Origin of the sequence: Embleya australiensis (genome assembly GCF_051903075.1) — a bacterium.
In the GTDB taxonomy this organism is placed as follows: Bacteria; Actinomycetota; Actinomycetes; order Streptomycetales; family Streptomycetaceae; genus Embleya.
In genome coordinates this window covers 3,003,533-3,018,429 of record NZ_CP182423.1, presented here as the reverse complement: position 1 = coordinate 3,018,429, position 14,897 = coordinate 3,003,533, and the positions used below count along the sequence as shown (strand labels likewise).

Sequence of the window (14,897 nt, the reverse complement as noted above, 5' to 3'; positions counted from 1 at the left end):
TCCGGTCGAAGGCATGCCGGGGGGATCCGGGTCGGCGGCGCGAGCGGGCGCCGGCCCCGGGGGACGGTCGGGCGGTCGGGCGGTCGGACGGTCGGAGTTCAGCCGGTCGGGGTGACGATCGCGGTCGGGGGGACCGCGCCGTCGGGGGTGTCGGAGCTGCCGAGGTAGGCGGCGGTGACCGCCGGGTCGCGCAGGACCTGTTCGGTGGGTCCGGCGGCGATCACATGGCCGAAGTCCAGGACGGTGACTTCGCGACACGCGACCCGCACCAGTTCCATGTCGTGTTCGACCAACAGGACGGACACGCCGTAGCGTTCGGGCACCCGGGCCAGTCGTTCGGCCAGGCGCCGGGATTCGGCGGCGGACTGTCCGGCGGCGGGCTCGTCGAGCAGGGCCACCGCGGGTCGGGCGGCGATCGCGGCGGCGACGTCGAGCAGGCGCCGGGTGCCGGCATCGACGATCGAGACGGGCAGGTCGCCGACGGGACAGCCGAAGAATTCGAGCAGTTCGTCGGCCTCGGCCCGGTCCAGGCGGCGGCCGGCGCCGATGTCGAGGTATTCGTACTGGGTGAGTTCGGGTGCGATCAGCGTGGTCTGGAACGTGCGGCGCAGGCCGCGTGCGGCGCGTACCTGCGGGGCGAGTCGGTCGATCGGCACGCCGTCGAGGCGGACCGTGCCGGGGAGGGTGCCGAGGAAGCCGCCGACGGCGGAGATGAAGGTGGACTTGCCCGCGCCGTTGGGGCCGATCAGGCCGACCACGGCGCCGGCGGGCACGGTGAGGTCGACCGCGTCGAGGGCGGTGACCGGGCCGTATCGCACGGTCAGGCCGGTGACCTCGAGGGCGGGCCCGGTGCCGATGGGCCGGGCCGGGGCGCCGACCGTGCGCTCCGCGGGCGGGCCCGCGTCGGCGCGTTCCCGGTCGGCCGCCGGGGCGGCGTCGCGTAGTTTGCGGGCCTTGGCCAGGCGTTTGCGGTTGCGGGTGAAGTCGGTCTGGCTCATCCCGCTGCGCAGCGCGAAGATCGGCACGATGCCGAAGACGATGCCGCCGAGGTCCTGGGGCAGTCGGACCTTCTCCAGGATGGTGGCCATGGCGGCCCCGAACACCCCGCTCATCAGGGCGCCTTCGGGGTGGTGCGGGCCGATGAGGATGGCGATGGCGAACAGGGTGACGGATTGGCCCATGGCGAAGTTGCCGGCCACCACCAGGCCGAGTTGGCCGGCCATCAGGCCGCCGCCGACCCCGGCGACGAAGGCGCTGATCGCGAACGCGGCGAGTTTGCTGCGGGCCACCGAGATGCCGTGCGAGGCGGCCATGCGTTCCGAGTGGCGCAACTCCAGCCAGGATCGGCCGAGTCGGGTCTTGTCGAGGGCGGCGAGGGCGAACGCGATCACGGTGAAGACGATCACCACGAGCACGAAGTAGTTCGCGTTGGTGCTGAAGGCGGCGGGTCGGGCCACGGTTTTCAGTTCCTCGGTGCCGGGGAACTGCTTGGCGCCCAGCACGATGTCGGTGGACACCGCGGCGCCGAAGGTGATCACCGCGAGGTTGACCCCGCGTACCCGCAGCGCGGGCAGGCCGATCAGCATGCCGACCGGGGCGGCGGCGAGGCCGCCGAGGATTACCCACACGATCAGCCCGCCGGGGGCGTCGGCGAGGTTGAGCCGCATCACCACCCATGCGCCGATCGCGGCGAAGGAGAGTTGGCACAGGGACATCACGCCGGCGCGGCCGACGATCACGCCGTAGCTCTGCATGACGACGGCGCCGATCACGCTGGTGATGGCGAGGTAGAGCCAGTAGGGCGACAGGATCGCGGGGACGGCCACGCAGGCCAGTACGGCGAGCGCGATGCCGATCGCCACGCGGCGCGGGTCGACCAGGTCCGAAAGGGTCTTCGCGGCCCGGGACTTCATCGGGTGCCACCGCCGATCGGGGTGTCGAGCGGGTGTGGGTCGCAGGCGTGGTCGGGGTCGGCGGGCGCCGGCCCGGCCGGGTCGGGGGTGGTCGAGCCGAAGTAGTACTCGTGCAGTAGCTCGTGCCGGCCGCGCAGGTCGGCGCAGGGTCCGTCGTGCACGATGCGGCCCTTGCGCAGCACGTAGGCGTGGGTGCCGACGTCGAGGGCGAGGTTGGCGAACTGTTCGATGAGCAGTACGGCCAGGCCGGCGGCGGCGAGTTCGCCGACCACGCGCATCAGCCGGCGCACGATCAGCGGGGCCAGGCCCAGCGACATCTCGTCGACCAGGACCACCTTGGGGTCGGTGACCAGGGCGCGGCCGAGCACGAGCATCTGCTGTTCGCCGCCGGAGAGGTGGCCGGCCTGGAGGGTGCGTCGGCGGGCCAGTTCGGGGAAGAGCCGGTAGACCTGTTCCGGGTCGCCCGCGCCGGCCCGGGCGACCAGGAGGTTCTGCTCGACGGTGAGGGTGCGGAAGATGGTGCGGGCCTGTTCGACGTAGCCGACGCCGGCCCGGGCGCGTTTGTACACGGGCAGCTTCTGCACCGGGCGGCCGGCGAGTTCGATGGTGCCGGCGGTGGTGCGCACCAGGCCGGCGATGCCGTCCATGAGGGTGGTCTTGCCCGCGCCGTTGGCGCCCAGGAGCACGGTGACCGCGCCGGGGGCCACGTCCAGCGAGACCCCGCGCACCACGGGGATCTCGTCCCGGTCGATGTCCACCTCGCGCAGCCGCAACACGGGTTCGGCGCCGGCCGGGCTCTGGGTGTTCACCGCGCTCTCCCGTCGAACGTGTCCCGCAGCGCGCGGATCACCAGGTCGTGCGCGCGCCGTGCGTCGGTGAGGTCGGTGGCGAGCAGGCCGAAGAAGCCGTGGATGAGCCCGTCGAAGCGCACCACCTCGACCGGGGTGCCGGCCGCGGCCAGCGCCCGCGCGTACTCCTCGCCCTCGTCGCGGAGCACGTCGTATTCGGCGCCGAGCACCAGCGCCGGCGGCAGGCCGGAGAAGTCGTCGGCGCGCAGCGGCAGCAGGTACGGGTCGGTCAGGTCGGCGGCGTCGCGCGGGTACTGGGTGAAGAACCAGTCCATGCTCGCCTTGGACAGGAAGTAGCCGTCGGCGAAGTCCCGGTAGGAGGGCCGCCCGTCGTCGGGATGGCCGAGCACGGGCGAAACCAGCGCCTGGAGCGCGATCGGCGGGCCGGCCAGGTCCCGGCTCATCAGCGCGACCACCGCGGCCAGGTTGCCGCCGGCGCTCTCCCCGCCGACCGCGATCCGGTCGCCGTCCACCGACCGGCGCGCGCCGTCCTCGTGCAGTGCGCGGACCACGGCGTAGCAGTCCTCGGCGGCGGCCGGGTAGGGGTTCTCCGGGGCCAGCCGGTAGTCGACCGAGACCACGACCGTCTCGGCGCCGGCGCATACCGTGCGGCAGGCGTACTCGTTCTCGTCCAGACAGCCGATGGTCCAGCCGCCGCCGTGGAACCAGACGAGCGCGGGGAAGGGACCGGCCCCCTCGGGGGTGTAGATCCGGACCGGGATGTCGCCGCCGGGCCCGGGGATCGTGGTGTCCTCGACGGCGCCGACCGCCGGCAGGTCGGCAGGCATGGTCCAGGTCTGCGCGAAGCCCTCGCGCATGGCCTGTGCGTCGAGGACGAGGGGGGCGGGGCCGGATTCGCCGATCCGAGTGCGCTCGATGATCTGCTGGGCTTCCGGATGCAAGGGCACCGTATGCCTCCCAATCGACTCGCAAATCGTATCTGATTGCGTGTACGGTATGGGCTCTCGCAGGGCCTGTCCAGATCCCAGGAGGAATTAAGGTGCGCAACCGCGAATCGTGGAACGCCCGCCGCCCTGCCGCCCCCGCCGGCGACGCGCCCGCCGATCTGGTCCTGACCGGCGGACGGGTTCACGTCTTCGACGAGGGCGACCATCTGGCGCAGGCGATCGCGGTGCGGGCCGGGCGGATCGTCCGGGTCGGCCACGACCACGAGGTCGCCCCGCTGATCGGACCGGGCACCCGGGAGATCCCGCTGCGCGGGCGCGCGGTGCTGCCCGGCATCAACGACTCGCACCTGCACGGGGTCTGGCTCGGCGCGATGTGGCCGCACCTGCTGATGGACGCGCTCACCGCCGGCGCCGCCGACGCCGCGCCACCGGCCGCGCCCGCGCTGCGCACCTCGGCCGACCGCCGCGCCGCCATCCTGCGCACCCGCGACCTGCTGGCCGCGCTCGGCGTCACCAGCTACACCGAACCCGGCCTGGGCCCCGGCGAGGACGGCGGCGAAACGGGCTGCTTCGGCTCCGCCGCGCTCGCCGACTACGCGCAACTGGCCGCCGAGGGCGAACTCGCGGCCCGGGTCACCGCGTTGCTCCTGTTCGGCGAGTTGGACGGCCCCGGCTCGGCCGACGCCTTCACCGCCGGACTGCGCGAATTCGCCGCCCCCGCCGAGGTGCCGGGCTGGTTCCGGGTGGCCGGCGTGAAGATCTTCGCGGACGGCATCCCGCCGATGCGCAGCGCCTGGGTGTGCGAGCCCTACCCCGACGGTACGCACGGCGCGCTGCTGATCGACGGCGACTCGGCCGAGCAGCGGCTGCACCGGCTGACCGGGATGATTCGCGCCGCGCATGCCGCCGGGCACCAGATCGGCGTGCACTCCACCGGCGACCGCACCTCCGCCGCCGTGGTCTCCGCGCTCGGCGCGGCGCAGGCCGACGACCCCCGGCCGGCCCGGCACTACCTCATCCACGGCGACCTGTTGCCGCCGGCGACGCTCGCCGAGATGGCCGCGGCCGGCATCGGCCTGAACACCCAGCCCGGCATCGCGGTGGCGACCCGACACCTGCTGCACGACACGCTCGGCGCGCACACCCTGGCCCGGATGTGTCCCACCCGCGACGCGCTCGACGCGGGCGTCGACGTCTGCCTCAGCTCGGACTCTCCCGTGCTGACCCCGGACTGGCGCCGCGGGGTGGTCGCGGCGGTGACCCGCGCCGGCGTCGACGGCTCGGTCTGCGGCGTCGAGCAACGCCTCGCCGTGCGCGAGGCGTTGCGGGCGTACACGGTCACCCCCGCCCGCCAGGACGGCGCCGAGTCGTGGAAGGGCTCGTTGGAACCGGGCAAGGTCGCCGACCTGTGCGTGCTCGCGGCCGACCCGCTGCGGGTCGAGGTCGAGGCGCTGCCGCAGGTCCCGGTGGAACTGACGGTGGTGGACGGGCGGGTGGTGTACGAGGCGGCGGGTCGGGGGTGAGCGGCGGGCCGCGCCCCTCGTGCGAAGATCACGGTGATCGAGAACGGCCACCGTGGAGGACGACGATGTTCGCGATATCGCTGGGCGACGGTGCCGAGCTGCGCCCGCTGGAGCCCTGGCGGGCCGAGGAGTTCCTGGCCCACATGGATCGCGGCCGGGAGTTCGTCGGCCGGCACATCGGCCTGGCCGACGCCACCGCCGACCTCGCCGGCGCGCGAGCCTGGCTCCAGTCGTACGCCGACAGGGCCGCCACTGACACCGGCCGGTTGTACGGCATCTGGCTGGACGGCCTCCTCGTCGGCGGCGTGCTCTTCCGGACCTTCGACGCGATCGCCCGCACCTGCGAGGCCGGTTGCTGGCTGGAGCCGGCCGCCGCCGGGCACGGTCTGGCCACGCGCGGATCGCGGGTGATCATCGACTGGGCGATCCGCGAGCGCGGCATCCACCGCGTCGAGTGGCAGGTGTCCGACCAGAACGCGCCGAGCATCAACGTGGCCAAACGACTCGGCATGACCCGCGAGGGTGTGCTCCGGCAGAACCACCTCTACCGCGGCGCATGGCAGAACACCGAGGTCTGGTCCGTACTCGCCCACGAATGGCTCGCCGCGAACGCCCTCGCCTGACCCGAACACCCGAACCCGTACCGGGGTGCCCCGCGTCGCCGCGACCGACCGGGGCACCCGAACCGGCGGGCACACCCGGCCCGTTCGGGCTCAACCGCCGGCCGCCGCCTCCGCCGGGCCGTAGTACCCGTCGCCCGCGAACCGCACCCGCACCGGCTGCCCGGCCACCCGGTCCGGAACCCGCAGTACCGCCTCGCCCCGTGCCCCCGTCATGACCCGCGCGACCTCCCCGCCGGCGCCGAGCAGGACCACGTCCACCTCGAACAGCGGCACCCCACACGCGTCCCGGAGCACCACCGCCACCGTGTCCGCGTCCCGTGCGGTCACCGCCAGGTCGGGCTCGCGGTTCGCACACAGGTCCCGGGTGAAGTCGCCGACCTCGAACAACTCCGCGCCGCCGAACCCGCCGCCGAACCAACCGATCCCGCCGTTCCCGCGCACCACCGGCCGATAGTGCCCGCGGTCGCCGAGCACGGCGAGCAGCAGGTCCCGGTCGCCGTTGCCGACACCGAGCAGCAGGTATTGCGCGCCGGACGCCCGCAACCGGCGGGTGAAGTCCGCGACATCGCGGGGCTCACCCAGATTGGTGATCCGCCGCTGTCCGCGCTCGCCCATGATCAGGTGCAGGAAGTCCGCCCGGGTGAAGTCGGTGAAGGCGATCGTACGGCCGTCGGGCACCCGGTCGAGCCCGGCGTAGGCGGCCGTGGGCAGGATCCGCCGGTCCCGGTCCGGATCCCGCATCAGCTCCACCGCCTCCCGCACATTCGCCCGATGCGCCCCGTAGCGGTCCCCCGTCCAGGTGTTGGTCGGCTGCGTCGCCCACCACATGGACACCGCCGTGGTCCCCACGAACACCGCCGCGAGCAGCCCCGCGAGCACCCGTCGCGCCGACATCGGCACCGCCACCCGTCCCCCGCGCACCCGGTCGGAGCGCTCCCCCAGCGCCGTCAGCACCACCGCAAGCCCCACACAGCCCAGGGCCGGCACGATCAGCTGGTAGCGCGCCCACCACGGCGCCGGCGACGCGATCCCCCACACGATCACCGGAAGCACCAGCCCCCACAGCAGATCGAAGCGCCGCCGAACCCCGAACACCACCAGGCCCACCACCAGGACCGGCAGCAGCAGGTAGATCCACTGCAACCCGAACCCGCCCGGCTGCTGGTCGTACGTATAGGCGAACCGCTCCCGATCCAGCAGCCACGAGTGCCACGTGGCCCGCGCCTTCCCCTCCCCGATCACCAGCGGCGAGATGGTGGTCCGGATGATCAACTCGTCGACGGTGCCCCTGCCCGGGAAGCCGAACATGCTGAACGGGTAGAACGGGTTGCCGTAGCGAATCCAGGTACGCACATACCAGTAGCCGCCCAACGCCGTCATCGACAGGCCGAGCAGCGCCACATTGGGCACGGCCACCCGGACCAGCGCGGCGGCATCCCCCCGCAGCCCGGCGACCAGACCGCGCGGCGGCCCGGATGGCGCGCCCCGGCGCACGTCGGCGAGCACGTACCCGGTCTGCACCACGACCAGCACGCCGACCATCGCGGCGGTCAACAGGTTCGATGACTTGACCCCGACGGCCACCCCGAGCGCGATCCCGATCCACCACACCTGGCGGCGCAGCGCGCGCCTCGGGTCCACGCCGCGCGTGATCGCCGCCGCCACCGTCGAGCGCAGGCCGAGCGTCAGGTGCAGCGCGGCGAGGGCGGTGGCCGTCGTCCCGAAGTCGACGTAGGTGGTCGACGCCTCCAGGAACACGGCCGGGACGGCGAGGATCCCGAGCCCGGCGAGCGTCGCGTGTGCGCGCCGGGCGCCGGCGGTGCGGGCGATCCCGGCGGTGGCGACCGCGCCCAGGGCGAGGAAGGGCAGTCCGGAGGCCCAGCCCAGGCGAGTGTCGCCGAGGAACGCGCCGCTGAACCCGGTGAGCAGTTCCTGCCCCTGCGGATACACGTCGGCCCACAACACCTGTGGGGTGTGGCCGACATACCCCTGCTGGAGCCAGATCGCCGGCCCGGGCAGGTGGTACCACAGCCCGTCGTAGTCGAGCGGACCCAGGAACACGGCCAGCGCGCCCCGCCAGCAGTACTGCGCACCCACGAGCAACGCCACCACCACGACCGCCGGATGCCGCCACGACCGCCGCACCCGGGGGGCGAGCGCACGGACCAGGTCCCGACCCCGCCGGCGCTCTCCGTCGAGGCGGGCTCGCCGGGTCGCCGCGATCTCCGCCGCCGCGACCACGAGGGCGGCGACGAACAGGGGGACCGCGTCCAGTCGGCGCAGCAGGGCGCCGACCAGCAGGGTCAGTGCGGACAGTTGGGCCGTGGTCAGCAGCAGCCACAACAGCACGACGTCCACCGCGCGGCGCATCCCGCTCGCGCACGCCAGGTGCCCGCATCCTGCGAGGGTGGCCGCGAGGGCGATCACCAGGGCCGCGGCGTTCACCGCAGACCCGGGGTCGCGTCGCGACGGACGTCGGCCGGGAGGGGAGCGGTGTCGGTCGCCGCGCGGAAGACCCAGGTGCGGTAGCCCCAGAAGCGGAACCCCGTGGCCAGGCCCATCCCGATCACGTTGCCGGAAAGGTTGTCCGCGAGCAGGCTGTCGAAGCCCAGGACGTGCCGCGACACCCACAGGCAGCCGACCTGGATGACCAGACCACCCAGGCTCCAGCCGATGAACAACAACAGTTGCCGACCCGCGTCGTGCACGGCGCCCGACGCGGTGCGCTCGCGGTAGGTCCACCGCCGGTTGCCCAGGTAGGCGACCATCGTGGCGACACTCAGCGAGAGCAGCTTCGCGGGCAGGGCGGAGACGTCCAGGAGCGCGCGCAGGACGTTGAACAGGACGACGTCGACGCTGTAGCCGACCCCGCCCACCACCGCGAACCGCGATATCTCGGGGACGAATCTGCGCAGGTGCTTCGGCGGTGCGGAAAGGATCATGAGCGGTCTCGTCAACCTCGGGAAGTCGGATGCGGGGCGCCGGTCGCGGACCGAGGCGTCTTCGGGTGTCGCCGACCGGTTCGGCGGTACGGACGGCCGCGATCACCGGGGCGGCACACCGTTTCGGGCAGCGCGGAACCCACCCCCGGCACCGGGGTCGGCGCCGGGGGCAACACGGGATGTCACATGGGCGGTTCGGTGGTCAGCGCGCGGGTCGGCGACGACCGGCGCGTGTCGTCAGCGGGCGTCCCAGCGCGGCGAGGCCGCGATCACCTTCAGCACTTCCAGGTCCAACCCCGGCGCGGCCGTGGCCAGTTCGCCGTAGGACGTGGTGGGCTTGGCGGGCGGCGCGTCCACCTCGAACCGGATGCGCAGGCCGTGCGGCCGGTACGCGGTCAGGCTCAGGGGCACGGCCCGCCCCTCCACATTGCGCTTGAGATCGACCACGGCCGGGTTCCCGTCGGACAGGGTCACCTCCCCGCAGGTCCACTGCAGCGGGCCGGTCGGGCAACCCTGCCCCTCGCCGGGGGGAGTCGGGTCGACACGGACGGTCAGCAGGTGCCGGCCGCCCCCGGCCTGCACGACGAACTCGCCGCTGCGCGAGTCCCCGTCGCGGGACAACATCTCAATCTGCCCCGGCAAGAGTGCCGGAACCAGGCCCAGCACCTGCTCCGCGGCCGTCGGCTCCACGGCGATCACGGGTGCCCAGACCGGGCTGCGGGCGATCTCGGTGATCTGCTGGATGCTCATGGTCGGCACGCCCGCCGGCTCTCCGGCGTCGTCGTACGCGCCGGAGAGGCGGACCCCGACCATCGCTCCGTCGGCCCGGATGTGTACGACGCTCCACTCCGCGTCCGGACTCCCGGGCTCCTTCGTGGACTTGCGTACGGTCAGTGCGCCGCCCTCGGGCTGCACCACCCGGACGCACTCGTTGTCCGGGCGAACTCCCGTGCAGTAGGCATAACTTCCCAGCTCGGTACGGCTGCCGGGCACCGGTCGGGAGATCGACACGACCAGCGACGACTTGCCCGCGGCCGTGGCATACGTCCCGGAGACCTGTGCCTCGCTCCGGAGCACCTTGGGCGCGTCGGCCTCGAAACGGCTTTCCGCATCGGTCAGCACCCCTTCCCGGGGCAGCGCCTTCATCAGGTACGGCACCAGATCCCGGCGCACGTCGGCCGCCGAGGGCAACCGGGTCCGGTCGGCCGAATCCGACGAAAGCCCGAACCCGCCGTCCGTCGCGGCCCATCCCCCCACGCTCGCCGCCACCAGCACGAACGCCAGTGCCGACCGACGCAGGGTACGGGCCCGCCGGCGCTGTCGGCCCCGGGCGAGTGACCGCGCCACCAGGTCGGAACTGGGCGCGGGGAAGTCCTCGACGGCGGAGCTCAGCGCCGCGGGCAGGTCGCGCTCGTACCGCTCGAAGTCCTCGTCGGTGATCACGGCCACCATGTCCTTTCGATCGCGATCGCCGGGGTTGGGGGAAGCGGTCGGGTCGGTCAGCATGTCGCCGCCAGGTCCCGCAGTTCGCTCCCGAGCAGCGCCCGCAGGCGAGTCAGCGCCCGTTTGGCGCGGACCGGGACGTTGCCGGGCGCGATGCGCAGGATGTCGGCGGTGTCCTTGATCGAGTAGTCCTCCCAGTAGCGCAGCACCAGCACCGCCCGATCGTTCGGGGACAGCCGGTCCAGGCCCTCCAGGAGGGTCAGCCGCAGTTCGATGTCGGTCCCGTCGGGCGACTGCCGGTCCGGCACGTCGCCGGCGGGCCGCTCCGACCAGCGCCGGAGGCGGCGGGCGGACAGATACGTCCGTACCAGCGTGGTGTGCGCGTAGGCCATGGGTGCGTCCATGACCCGCACCCGGCGCCACACCGGGAACAACTTTCCGAAGGTCTCCTGGACCAGGTCCTCGGCGAGATGCCAGTCTCCCGTGAGCAGGCAGGCGGTACGCAGCAGCTGTCCGCTGCGTGCGTGCGCGAACTCCTCGAAATCCGCGGCCATGCTTCTCGACATGGAGCCTCCGTACTTTGGCGTCGCACAAGTAACGCCACGACCCGCGGGTTACATGACACCCTCGCCGAAGATTCTTTCGACGGGTGTCGGCCGCGGCTCCAGGGGGCTCCGATCCGCCCCTCGCCGGGACGCCGAGGGGAGGCAACACCTCGGATCAACCGGGATATCCGGTGATCATCCGGGCTCCGCCCGATGCAGGGCGTGCCGCAGTGCGTGGACCAGCGCGCCCGCGTCGACGGACGGGTCCAGGTACCCGAGCGGCGCGAGGTGGTCGGCGGCGAACGGATCGGGAGCGGGCACGGGGGCGGCGACGGGTTCCGGGGCCGGCACGGCCTGCGGATCCAGGCGGTCCAGGGTGTCCTCGATGGCGTCGATGAGGCTGCTGAGCGCCTCGTCCAGCGATGCCGGTGCGGTCATGGACGGTTAACGAGTGCCGCGTTCACCCGAAACGGCGTACCGCCCGGAGCCATCCGATCGACTGCTTTCCCGTCACTCCCACGGTGCCGCTCCCCGGGCGGACCCGCGCCCGGGCCGAAGCCGGGGCGCGGCCGGGGCGCAGGTCCCGCGTCGAATCCCTGCCGGGTGTGGCGGGTTTATCGGGCCCGGTTGTCGGGGGACTCGTACCGGGCGTCGGTGGCGCTTCCGCCACCGACCGTTTGCCGTTCAGGAGGTTGTCGTGACCATCGCCCCCGGGAAACTGTCGGATCCCATCGTCGGAGCCTTCGTCTCCGCCGTGAACGCACACGACAAGGCCGCCTTCGTGGCATTGATGGCGCCCGGGGCGACCATGTCCGACGACGGGACGGATCGTGACGTCGACGAGTGGGTGGATCGTGAGATCTTCTCGTCGAACGGGCACATGAACGTGCGCTCCGAGGCCGACGGCGGACGATCGCTCGTCGTCGACTACCGCAACGACACCTGGGGCGAGATGCGCACCGCCTGGCGCTTCACGGTCGAGGACGGCCTGATCGCGCGCTTCGAAACGGGCCAGGCGTAACGGCCCGGGCCCCACGCGACGGCGGCCCGCGCGGTCACCCCGCCCGACCGGCCAGTTCCCGGAACCAGCGCAGCGCGGCGGCCGTGCCCAGCCGATTCGAGCCGGCGTGGTCGACATCCGCCCCGAATCGGGTCACCCGGACGTCCACGCCCTTGGCCCGCATCGCCGCCAGGCAGTGCGCGGTGTTCGCGGGTGCCGCCTCCCGGTCCCCGGCCGCCACGTACAGGCGGACCGGCACCCGGGGCCGCCAGTCGGTGCACACCGCGTCGGTCTCCCGCAACGCGGCGGCCAGGGCCCCGGTGGGTCGGGTGAGCAGCGCCCGGCCGTGTTCGGTCAGCAGTTCGTCGAGGGAGTTCGGGGTCGCGTCCAGGATCTCGGCGTCCCGGTGCGAGCCGTCGAGCAGGCCCTCGATGGTGCCCGCGTACCGGCTTTGGAAGACCTCCGCCGGGGTGTCGTAGATGTGGTGCAGACGGTTGTACGCGACCAGGAGCAGGGCGCTGTAGAGCACGCTCGGCTTGTCGGCCAACTCGCCGCCGAGCAGCGCGGGCAGTTGCACACCGCCGAAGTCGTACGCGCCGCCGATCGGGGCGATCGCACCGACCCAGAACCACGGATCGGCTCCGGTTTGCAGCGCCCGAGCCAGCCCCAGCGCGGCCGACGCGCCCTGCGAGAAACCACTGACGTACACCTCGCGCGCCGTCGTGTGCCCGTGCCGGCCGACGAACTCGCGGGCCGCGCGCAGCAGATCGAGCGACGCGGTGGTCTCCGAGGGAATGTCCATCCAGGGGTGCGGGCCGGGCCCCTCGCCCTGGCCGAGATAGTCCGGCATGGTGACCGCGAAACCGGCCGAGGCGTAGGTCAGCGCCGGGGCGATGCCCCAGGTCTCGTCGCTGGTCGACGGCGCGTCGCCGCGGTACAGCTCGGTGCCGTGCGTGTACGACACCACGCGCAGCCGCCGCTCGCCGTGGACCGGCAGCGCGAGCAGGCCGGTCGCGGTGGTGGGGCGCCCATGCGGGTCGACGGTGCGGTAGACGAGGCGGCGCAGTACGACGTCGTCGTGGATCGCGCCGGCGTCCCATCCGTCGTCGGCGAGCGCCCGCGCGGCCTCGGCGGCGGACACGGTACGCAGGTCCACGACGTCCACGAGTGTGCCGCGTCCGCGCGCATCGGGGGCGGCGGCGGCGGAGTCCGGCGCGGCGGGGGTGTCGGCCCGGGCGCCGCCGGCGAGGGGGACCACGAACAGCCCGGCGAGGGCGAGGCCCAGCACGATCCGGCGACCGGTGGACCGGACGAACGGCGGCCGGGCGAAAGGGGGCTCGGTGAAACGGGCCTCGGCGAACGGAGGCGTGGCGAAACGGGCCTCGGCAAACGGAGACTTGGCGAACGAGGGCTTGGCGAACCGGCGCTTGGCCGACAGAGGCGTGGCGAACCGGGACTGGGCACCGTCGGGCGATGCCGTGCGCTTCTTGGTCATGTCTCGACGGTAGATTTCCCGAACTCGTCCCGGCAGCCGGTCGGCCGGGGGTCGCCGCGGCGGCATCCCCGGCACCGGACACCCCGGCGAACCCCGGCGCCGACCCCGGGGCGTGCCGGGTGAACGCGGCGCGGATCCTCGGTACCCACCCACGCGAGCGCCCCCGACACACCGCCGTCCCCCGACGCCTCCCCCGAACCGCGATGCCGCGCTGCTGGAATGGGTAGGACACCGCACGGCACGAGCCGAAGCCGAATCCGCGCCGAATCCCCAGGGAAGTGCCCATGACCACGGCCCCCCACCCGCCTCGCGAGCCGGCGCCCGTCGCCCGCGCCGGTCGCGCTCCCGGCGCCTGGCCCGTGGCCGGGCACCTCCCGCACCTGCTCCGCGCGCCGCTGCGCTTCCTCGACTCGCTGCCCGCGCACGGGGACCTGGTCGAGATCCGCCTCGGCCCGCGTCCCGCCTTCGTCCTGTGCCATCCCGAAATCGCCCGCCAAGTGATGAGCGACGGCCGCACGTTCGACCGCGTCGGCCCGCTCTACGAGGGCTCCCGCGCCGCCCTCGGCAACGGCCTCGCCACCTGCCCTCACGCCGACCACCGCCGCCAACGCCTGCTGATGCAACCGGCGTTCCGCACCGAGCACTTGCCCGGCTACGCGGCGGCGATGGGCCACGAGATCGGCGTCGCGCTGGACCGGTGGCGGCCGGGCACGACCGTGGACATGGTCGACGAGATGTTCGCGCTCACCACCACGGTGGCCGTCCGCACCCTGTTCGGCTCGGGCATCGACGACCGCGACATCGCCGAACTGCGCGACAGCCTCGACACGTTCCTCAAGGGCGTCTATCTGCGCGCCCTGCTGCCCGCCGTCGACGCGGTGCCGACCCCGAGCAGCCGCCGCTATCGTCGGGGCCTTGCCGGCTGGCGCGCCCACGTGGCGCGCATCGTGGCCGACCGCCGGGCCGACGGCGCGACCGGCCGCGATCTGCTCGCCCGCCTGCTCGCCGCCCGGGACGACGACGGCGGCGCGCTCAGCGAGAGCGAACTACACGACCAGGTGGCGGTGTTGATCCTGGCCGGCGCCGAGACCACCTCCTCCGCGCTGGCCTGGTCCCTGCACCTGATCGCCGGCCACCCCGACGCGGAACGCGCCCTGCACGCCGAGGTCGACGCCGTCCTCGACGGGCGCGTCGCCGGCCCCGACGACCTGCCCCGCCTGGAATGGACCGGCCGGGTCGTGCGCGAGGCGCTGCGCCTGTACCCGCCCGCCTGGGTGCTCCCCCGCACCACCACCCGCGCGGTCGACCTCGCCGGCCGCCGGCTCCCCGTCGGCAGCACCCTCGTGTTCAGCCCGTACATCCTGCACCGGCACCCGGACTTCCACCCGGAGCCCGAACTCTTCCGCCCCGAACGCGAGTACGCCGACGGCACCGCTCCCGGCGCCTGGTCGCGGTCCGCGTTCGTCCCCTTCGGCGCCGGCCCCACCAAGTGCATCGGCGACACCTTCGCGCTCACCGAGAGCGTCCTGGCCCTGGCCTCCATCGCCGCCCGCTGGCGACTGCGCCCGGCCTCCGCCACGCCGGTTCGCGCCGTCCCGCGCAGCGTGCTGACCCCGCGCACGCTCCCGATGCGCCTGATCCCCCGCTGACCCGCGCC

Annotated in this window: 13 protein-coding genes; 4 read left to right on the top strand and 9 right to left on the bottom strand. The window is 73.4% G+C overall.

All coding sequences use genetic code 11. From position 1 onward, the window contains the following. Positions 1 to 98 precede the first annotated feature (98 nt). From ACMXN5_RS43370 to ACMXN5_RS43360, 3 genes are read right to left on the bottom strand one after another with little or no spacing between them, the layout of a single operon-like run. Positions 99 to 1,913 (bottom strand): branched-chain amino acid ABC transporter ATP-binding protein/permease, encoded by a 1,815-nt coding sequence (locus tag ACMXN5_RS43370; protein ID WP_439680362.1) that lies wholly within the window; start codon positions 1,911 to 1,913, stop codon positions 99 to 101. After that, positions 1,910 to 2,722 carry an ABC transporter ATP-binding protein gene (locus ACMXN5_RS43365; RefSeq protein ID WP_439680361.1) on the bottom strand — a complete coding sequence of 271 codons (813 nt, stop codon included), beginning with the start codon at positions 2,720 to 2,722 and terminating at the stop codon, positions 1,910 to 1,912. Before ACMXN5_RS43365 ends, ACMXN5_RS43370 begins: the two co-directional genes overlap by 4 nt. Further along, positions 2,719 to 3,669 (bottom strand): alpha/beta hydrolase, encoded by a 951-nt coding sequence (locus ACMXN5_RS43360; protein WP_439680360.1) that lies wholly within the window; start codon positions 3,667 to 3,669, stop codon positions 2,719 to 2,721. The genes ACMXN5_RS43365 and ACMXN5_RS43360 overlap by 4 nt, the downstream gene beginning before the upstream one ends. Before the next feature lie 92 nt (positions 3,670 to 3,761). Here ACMXN5_RS43360 and ACMXN5_RS43355 point away from each other — a divergent pair, with 92 nt between their 5' ends. After that, positions 3,762 to 5,192, top strand: a complete 1,431-nt coding sequence (locus tag ACMXN5_RS43355; protein ID WP_439680359.1) for an amidohydrolase — start codon at positions 3,762 to 3,764, stop codon at positions 5,190 to 5,192. Positions 5,193 to 5,257: 65 nt separating this feature from the next. Then, entirely contained in the window at positions 5,258 to 5,815 is a 558-nt protein-coding gene (locus tag ACMXN5_RS43350) for a GNAT family N-acetyltransferase (protein WP_439680358.1), read from the top strand. A gap of 90 nt (positions 5,816 to 5,905) precedes the next feature. On the opposite strand, the gene ACMXN5_RS43345 is transcribed toward ACMXN5_RS43350, so the two are convergent. From ACMXN5_RS43345 to ACMXN5_RS43325, 5 genes are all read right to left on the bottom strand, one after another. Next, positions 5,906 to 8,260 carry a hypothetical protein gene (locus tag ACMXN5_RS43345; protein ID WP_439680357.1) on the bottom strand — a complete coding sequence of 785 codons (2,355 nt, stop codon included), beginning with the start codon at positions 8,258 to 8,260 and terminating at the stop codon, positions 5,906 to 5,908. Further along, on the bottom strand, positions 8,257 to 8,757 hold the full coding sequence (locus ACMXN5_RS43340; protein WP_439680356.1) for a GtrA family protein: 501 nt from the start codon (positions 8,755 to 8,757) through the stop codon (positions 8,257 to 8,259). Before ACMXN5_RS43340 ends, ACMXN5_RS43345 begins: the two co-directional genes overlap by 4 nt. Before the next feature lie 237 nt (positions 8,758 to 8,994). Next, positions 8,995 to 10,200: a hypothetical protein gene (locus tag ACMXN5_RS43335; protein ID WP_439680355.1), complete on the bottom strand. Its 1,206-nt coding sequence runs from the start codon at positions 10,198 to 10,200 to the stop codon at positions 8,995 to 8,997. 56 nt (positions 10,201 to 10,256) lie between these two features. Then, on the bottom strand, positions 10,257 to 10,766 hold the full coding sequence (locus tag ACMXN5_RS43330) for a SigE family RNA polymerase sigma factor (protein WP_395792552.1): 510 nt from the start codon (positions 10,764 to 10,766) through the stop codon (positions 10,257 to 10,259). Between the two features lie 174 nt (positions 10,767 to 10,940). Further along, positions 10,941 to 11,183, bottom strand: coding sequence for a hypothetical protein (locus tag ACMXN5_RS43325; protein WP_439680354.1), 243 nt, complete (start codon positions 11,181 to 11,183; stop codon positions 10,941 to 10,943). 259 nt (positions 11,184 to 11,442) lie between these two features. Between ACMXN5_RS43325 and ACMXN5_RS43320 the strand changes: the two genes are divergently transcribed. After that, positions 11,443 to 11,766, top strand: a complete 324-nt coding sequence (locus tag ACMXN5_RS43320) for a nuclear transport factor 2 family protein (RefSeq protein WP_439680353.1) — start codon at positions 11,443 to 11,445, stop codon at positions 11,764 to 11,766. 34 nt (positions 11,767 to 11,800) lie between these two features. Here the strand turns inward: ACMXN5_RS43320 and ACMXN5_RS43315 are convergent, their stop codons facing one another. Further along, entirely contained in the window at positions 11,801 to 13,240 is a 1,440-nt protein-coding gene (locus tag ACMXN5_RS43315) for an alpha/beta hydrolase family protein (RefSeq protein WP_439680352.1), read from the bottom strand. Between the two features lie 284 nt (positions 13,241 to 13,524). On the opposite strand from ACMXN5_RS43315, the gene ACMXN5_RS43310 reads away from it, so the two are divergent. Continuing rightward, positions 13,525 to 14,889 (top strand): cytochrome P450, encoded by a 1,365-nt coding sequence (locus ACMXN5_RS43310; protein WP_439680351.1) that lies wholly within the window; start codon positions 13,525 to 13,527, stop codon positions 14,887 to 14,889. Positions 14,890 to 14,897: the final 8 nt, after the last annotated feature.

Excerpts from the sequence above, each read along its gene's own strand:
- ACMXN5_RS43340 (WP_439680356.1), bottom strand. The coding sequence starts at position 8,757 with ATGATCCTTTCCGCACCGCCGAAGCACCTGCGCAGATTCGTCCCCGAG.
- ACMXN5_RS43325 (WP_439680354.1), bottom strand. The coding sequence starts at position 11,183 with ATGACCGCACCGGCATCGCTGGACGAGGCGCTCAGCAGCCTCATCGAC.
- ACMXN5_RS43315 (WP_439680352.1), bottom strand. The coding sequence starts at position 13,240 with ATGACCAAGAAGCGCACGGCATCGCCCGACGGTGCCCAGTCCCGGTTC.
- ACMXN5_RS43310 (WP_439680351.1), top strand. The coding sequence starts at position 13,525 with ATGACCACGGCCCCCCACCCGCCTCGCGAGCCGGCGCCCGTCGCCCGC.
- ACMXN5_RS43370 (WP_439680362.1), bottom strand. The coding sequence starts at position 1,913 with ATGAAGTCCCGGGCCGCGAAGACCCTTTCGGACCTGGTCGACCCGCGC.
- ACMXN5_RS43350 (WP_439680358.1), top strand. The coding sequence starts at position 5,258 with ATGTTCGCGATATCGCTGGGCGACGGTGCCGAGCTGCGCCCGCTGGAG.
- ACMXN5_RS43330 (WP_395792552.1), bottom strand. The coding sequence starts at position 10,766 with ATGTCGAGAAGCATGGCCGCGGATTTCGAGGAGTTCGCGCACGCACGC.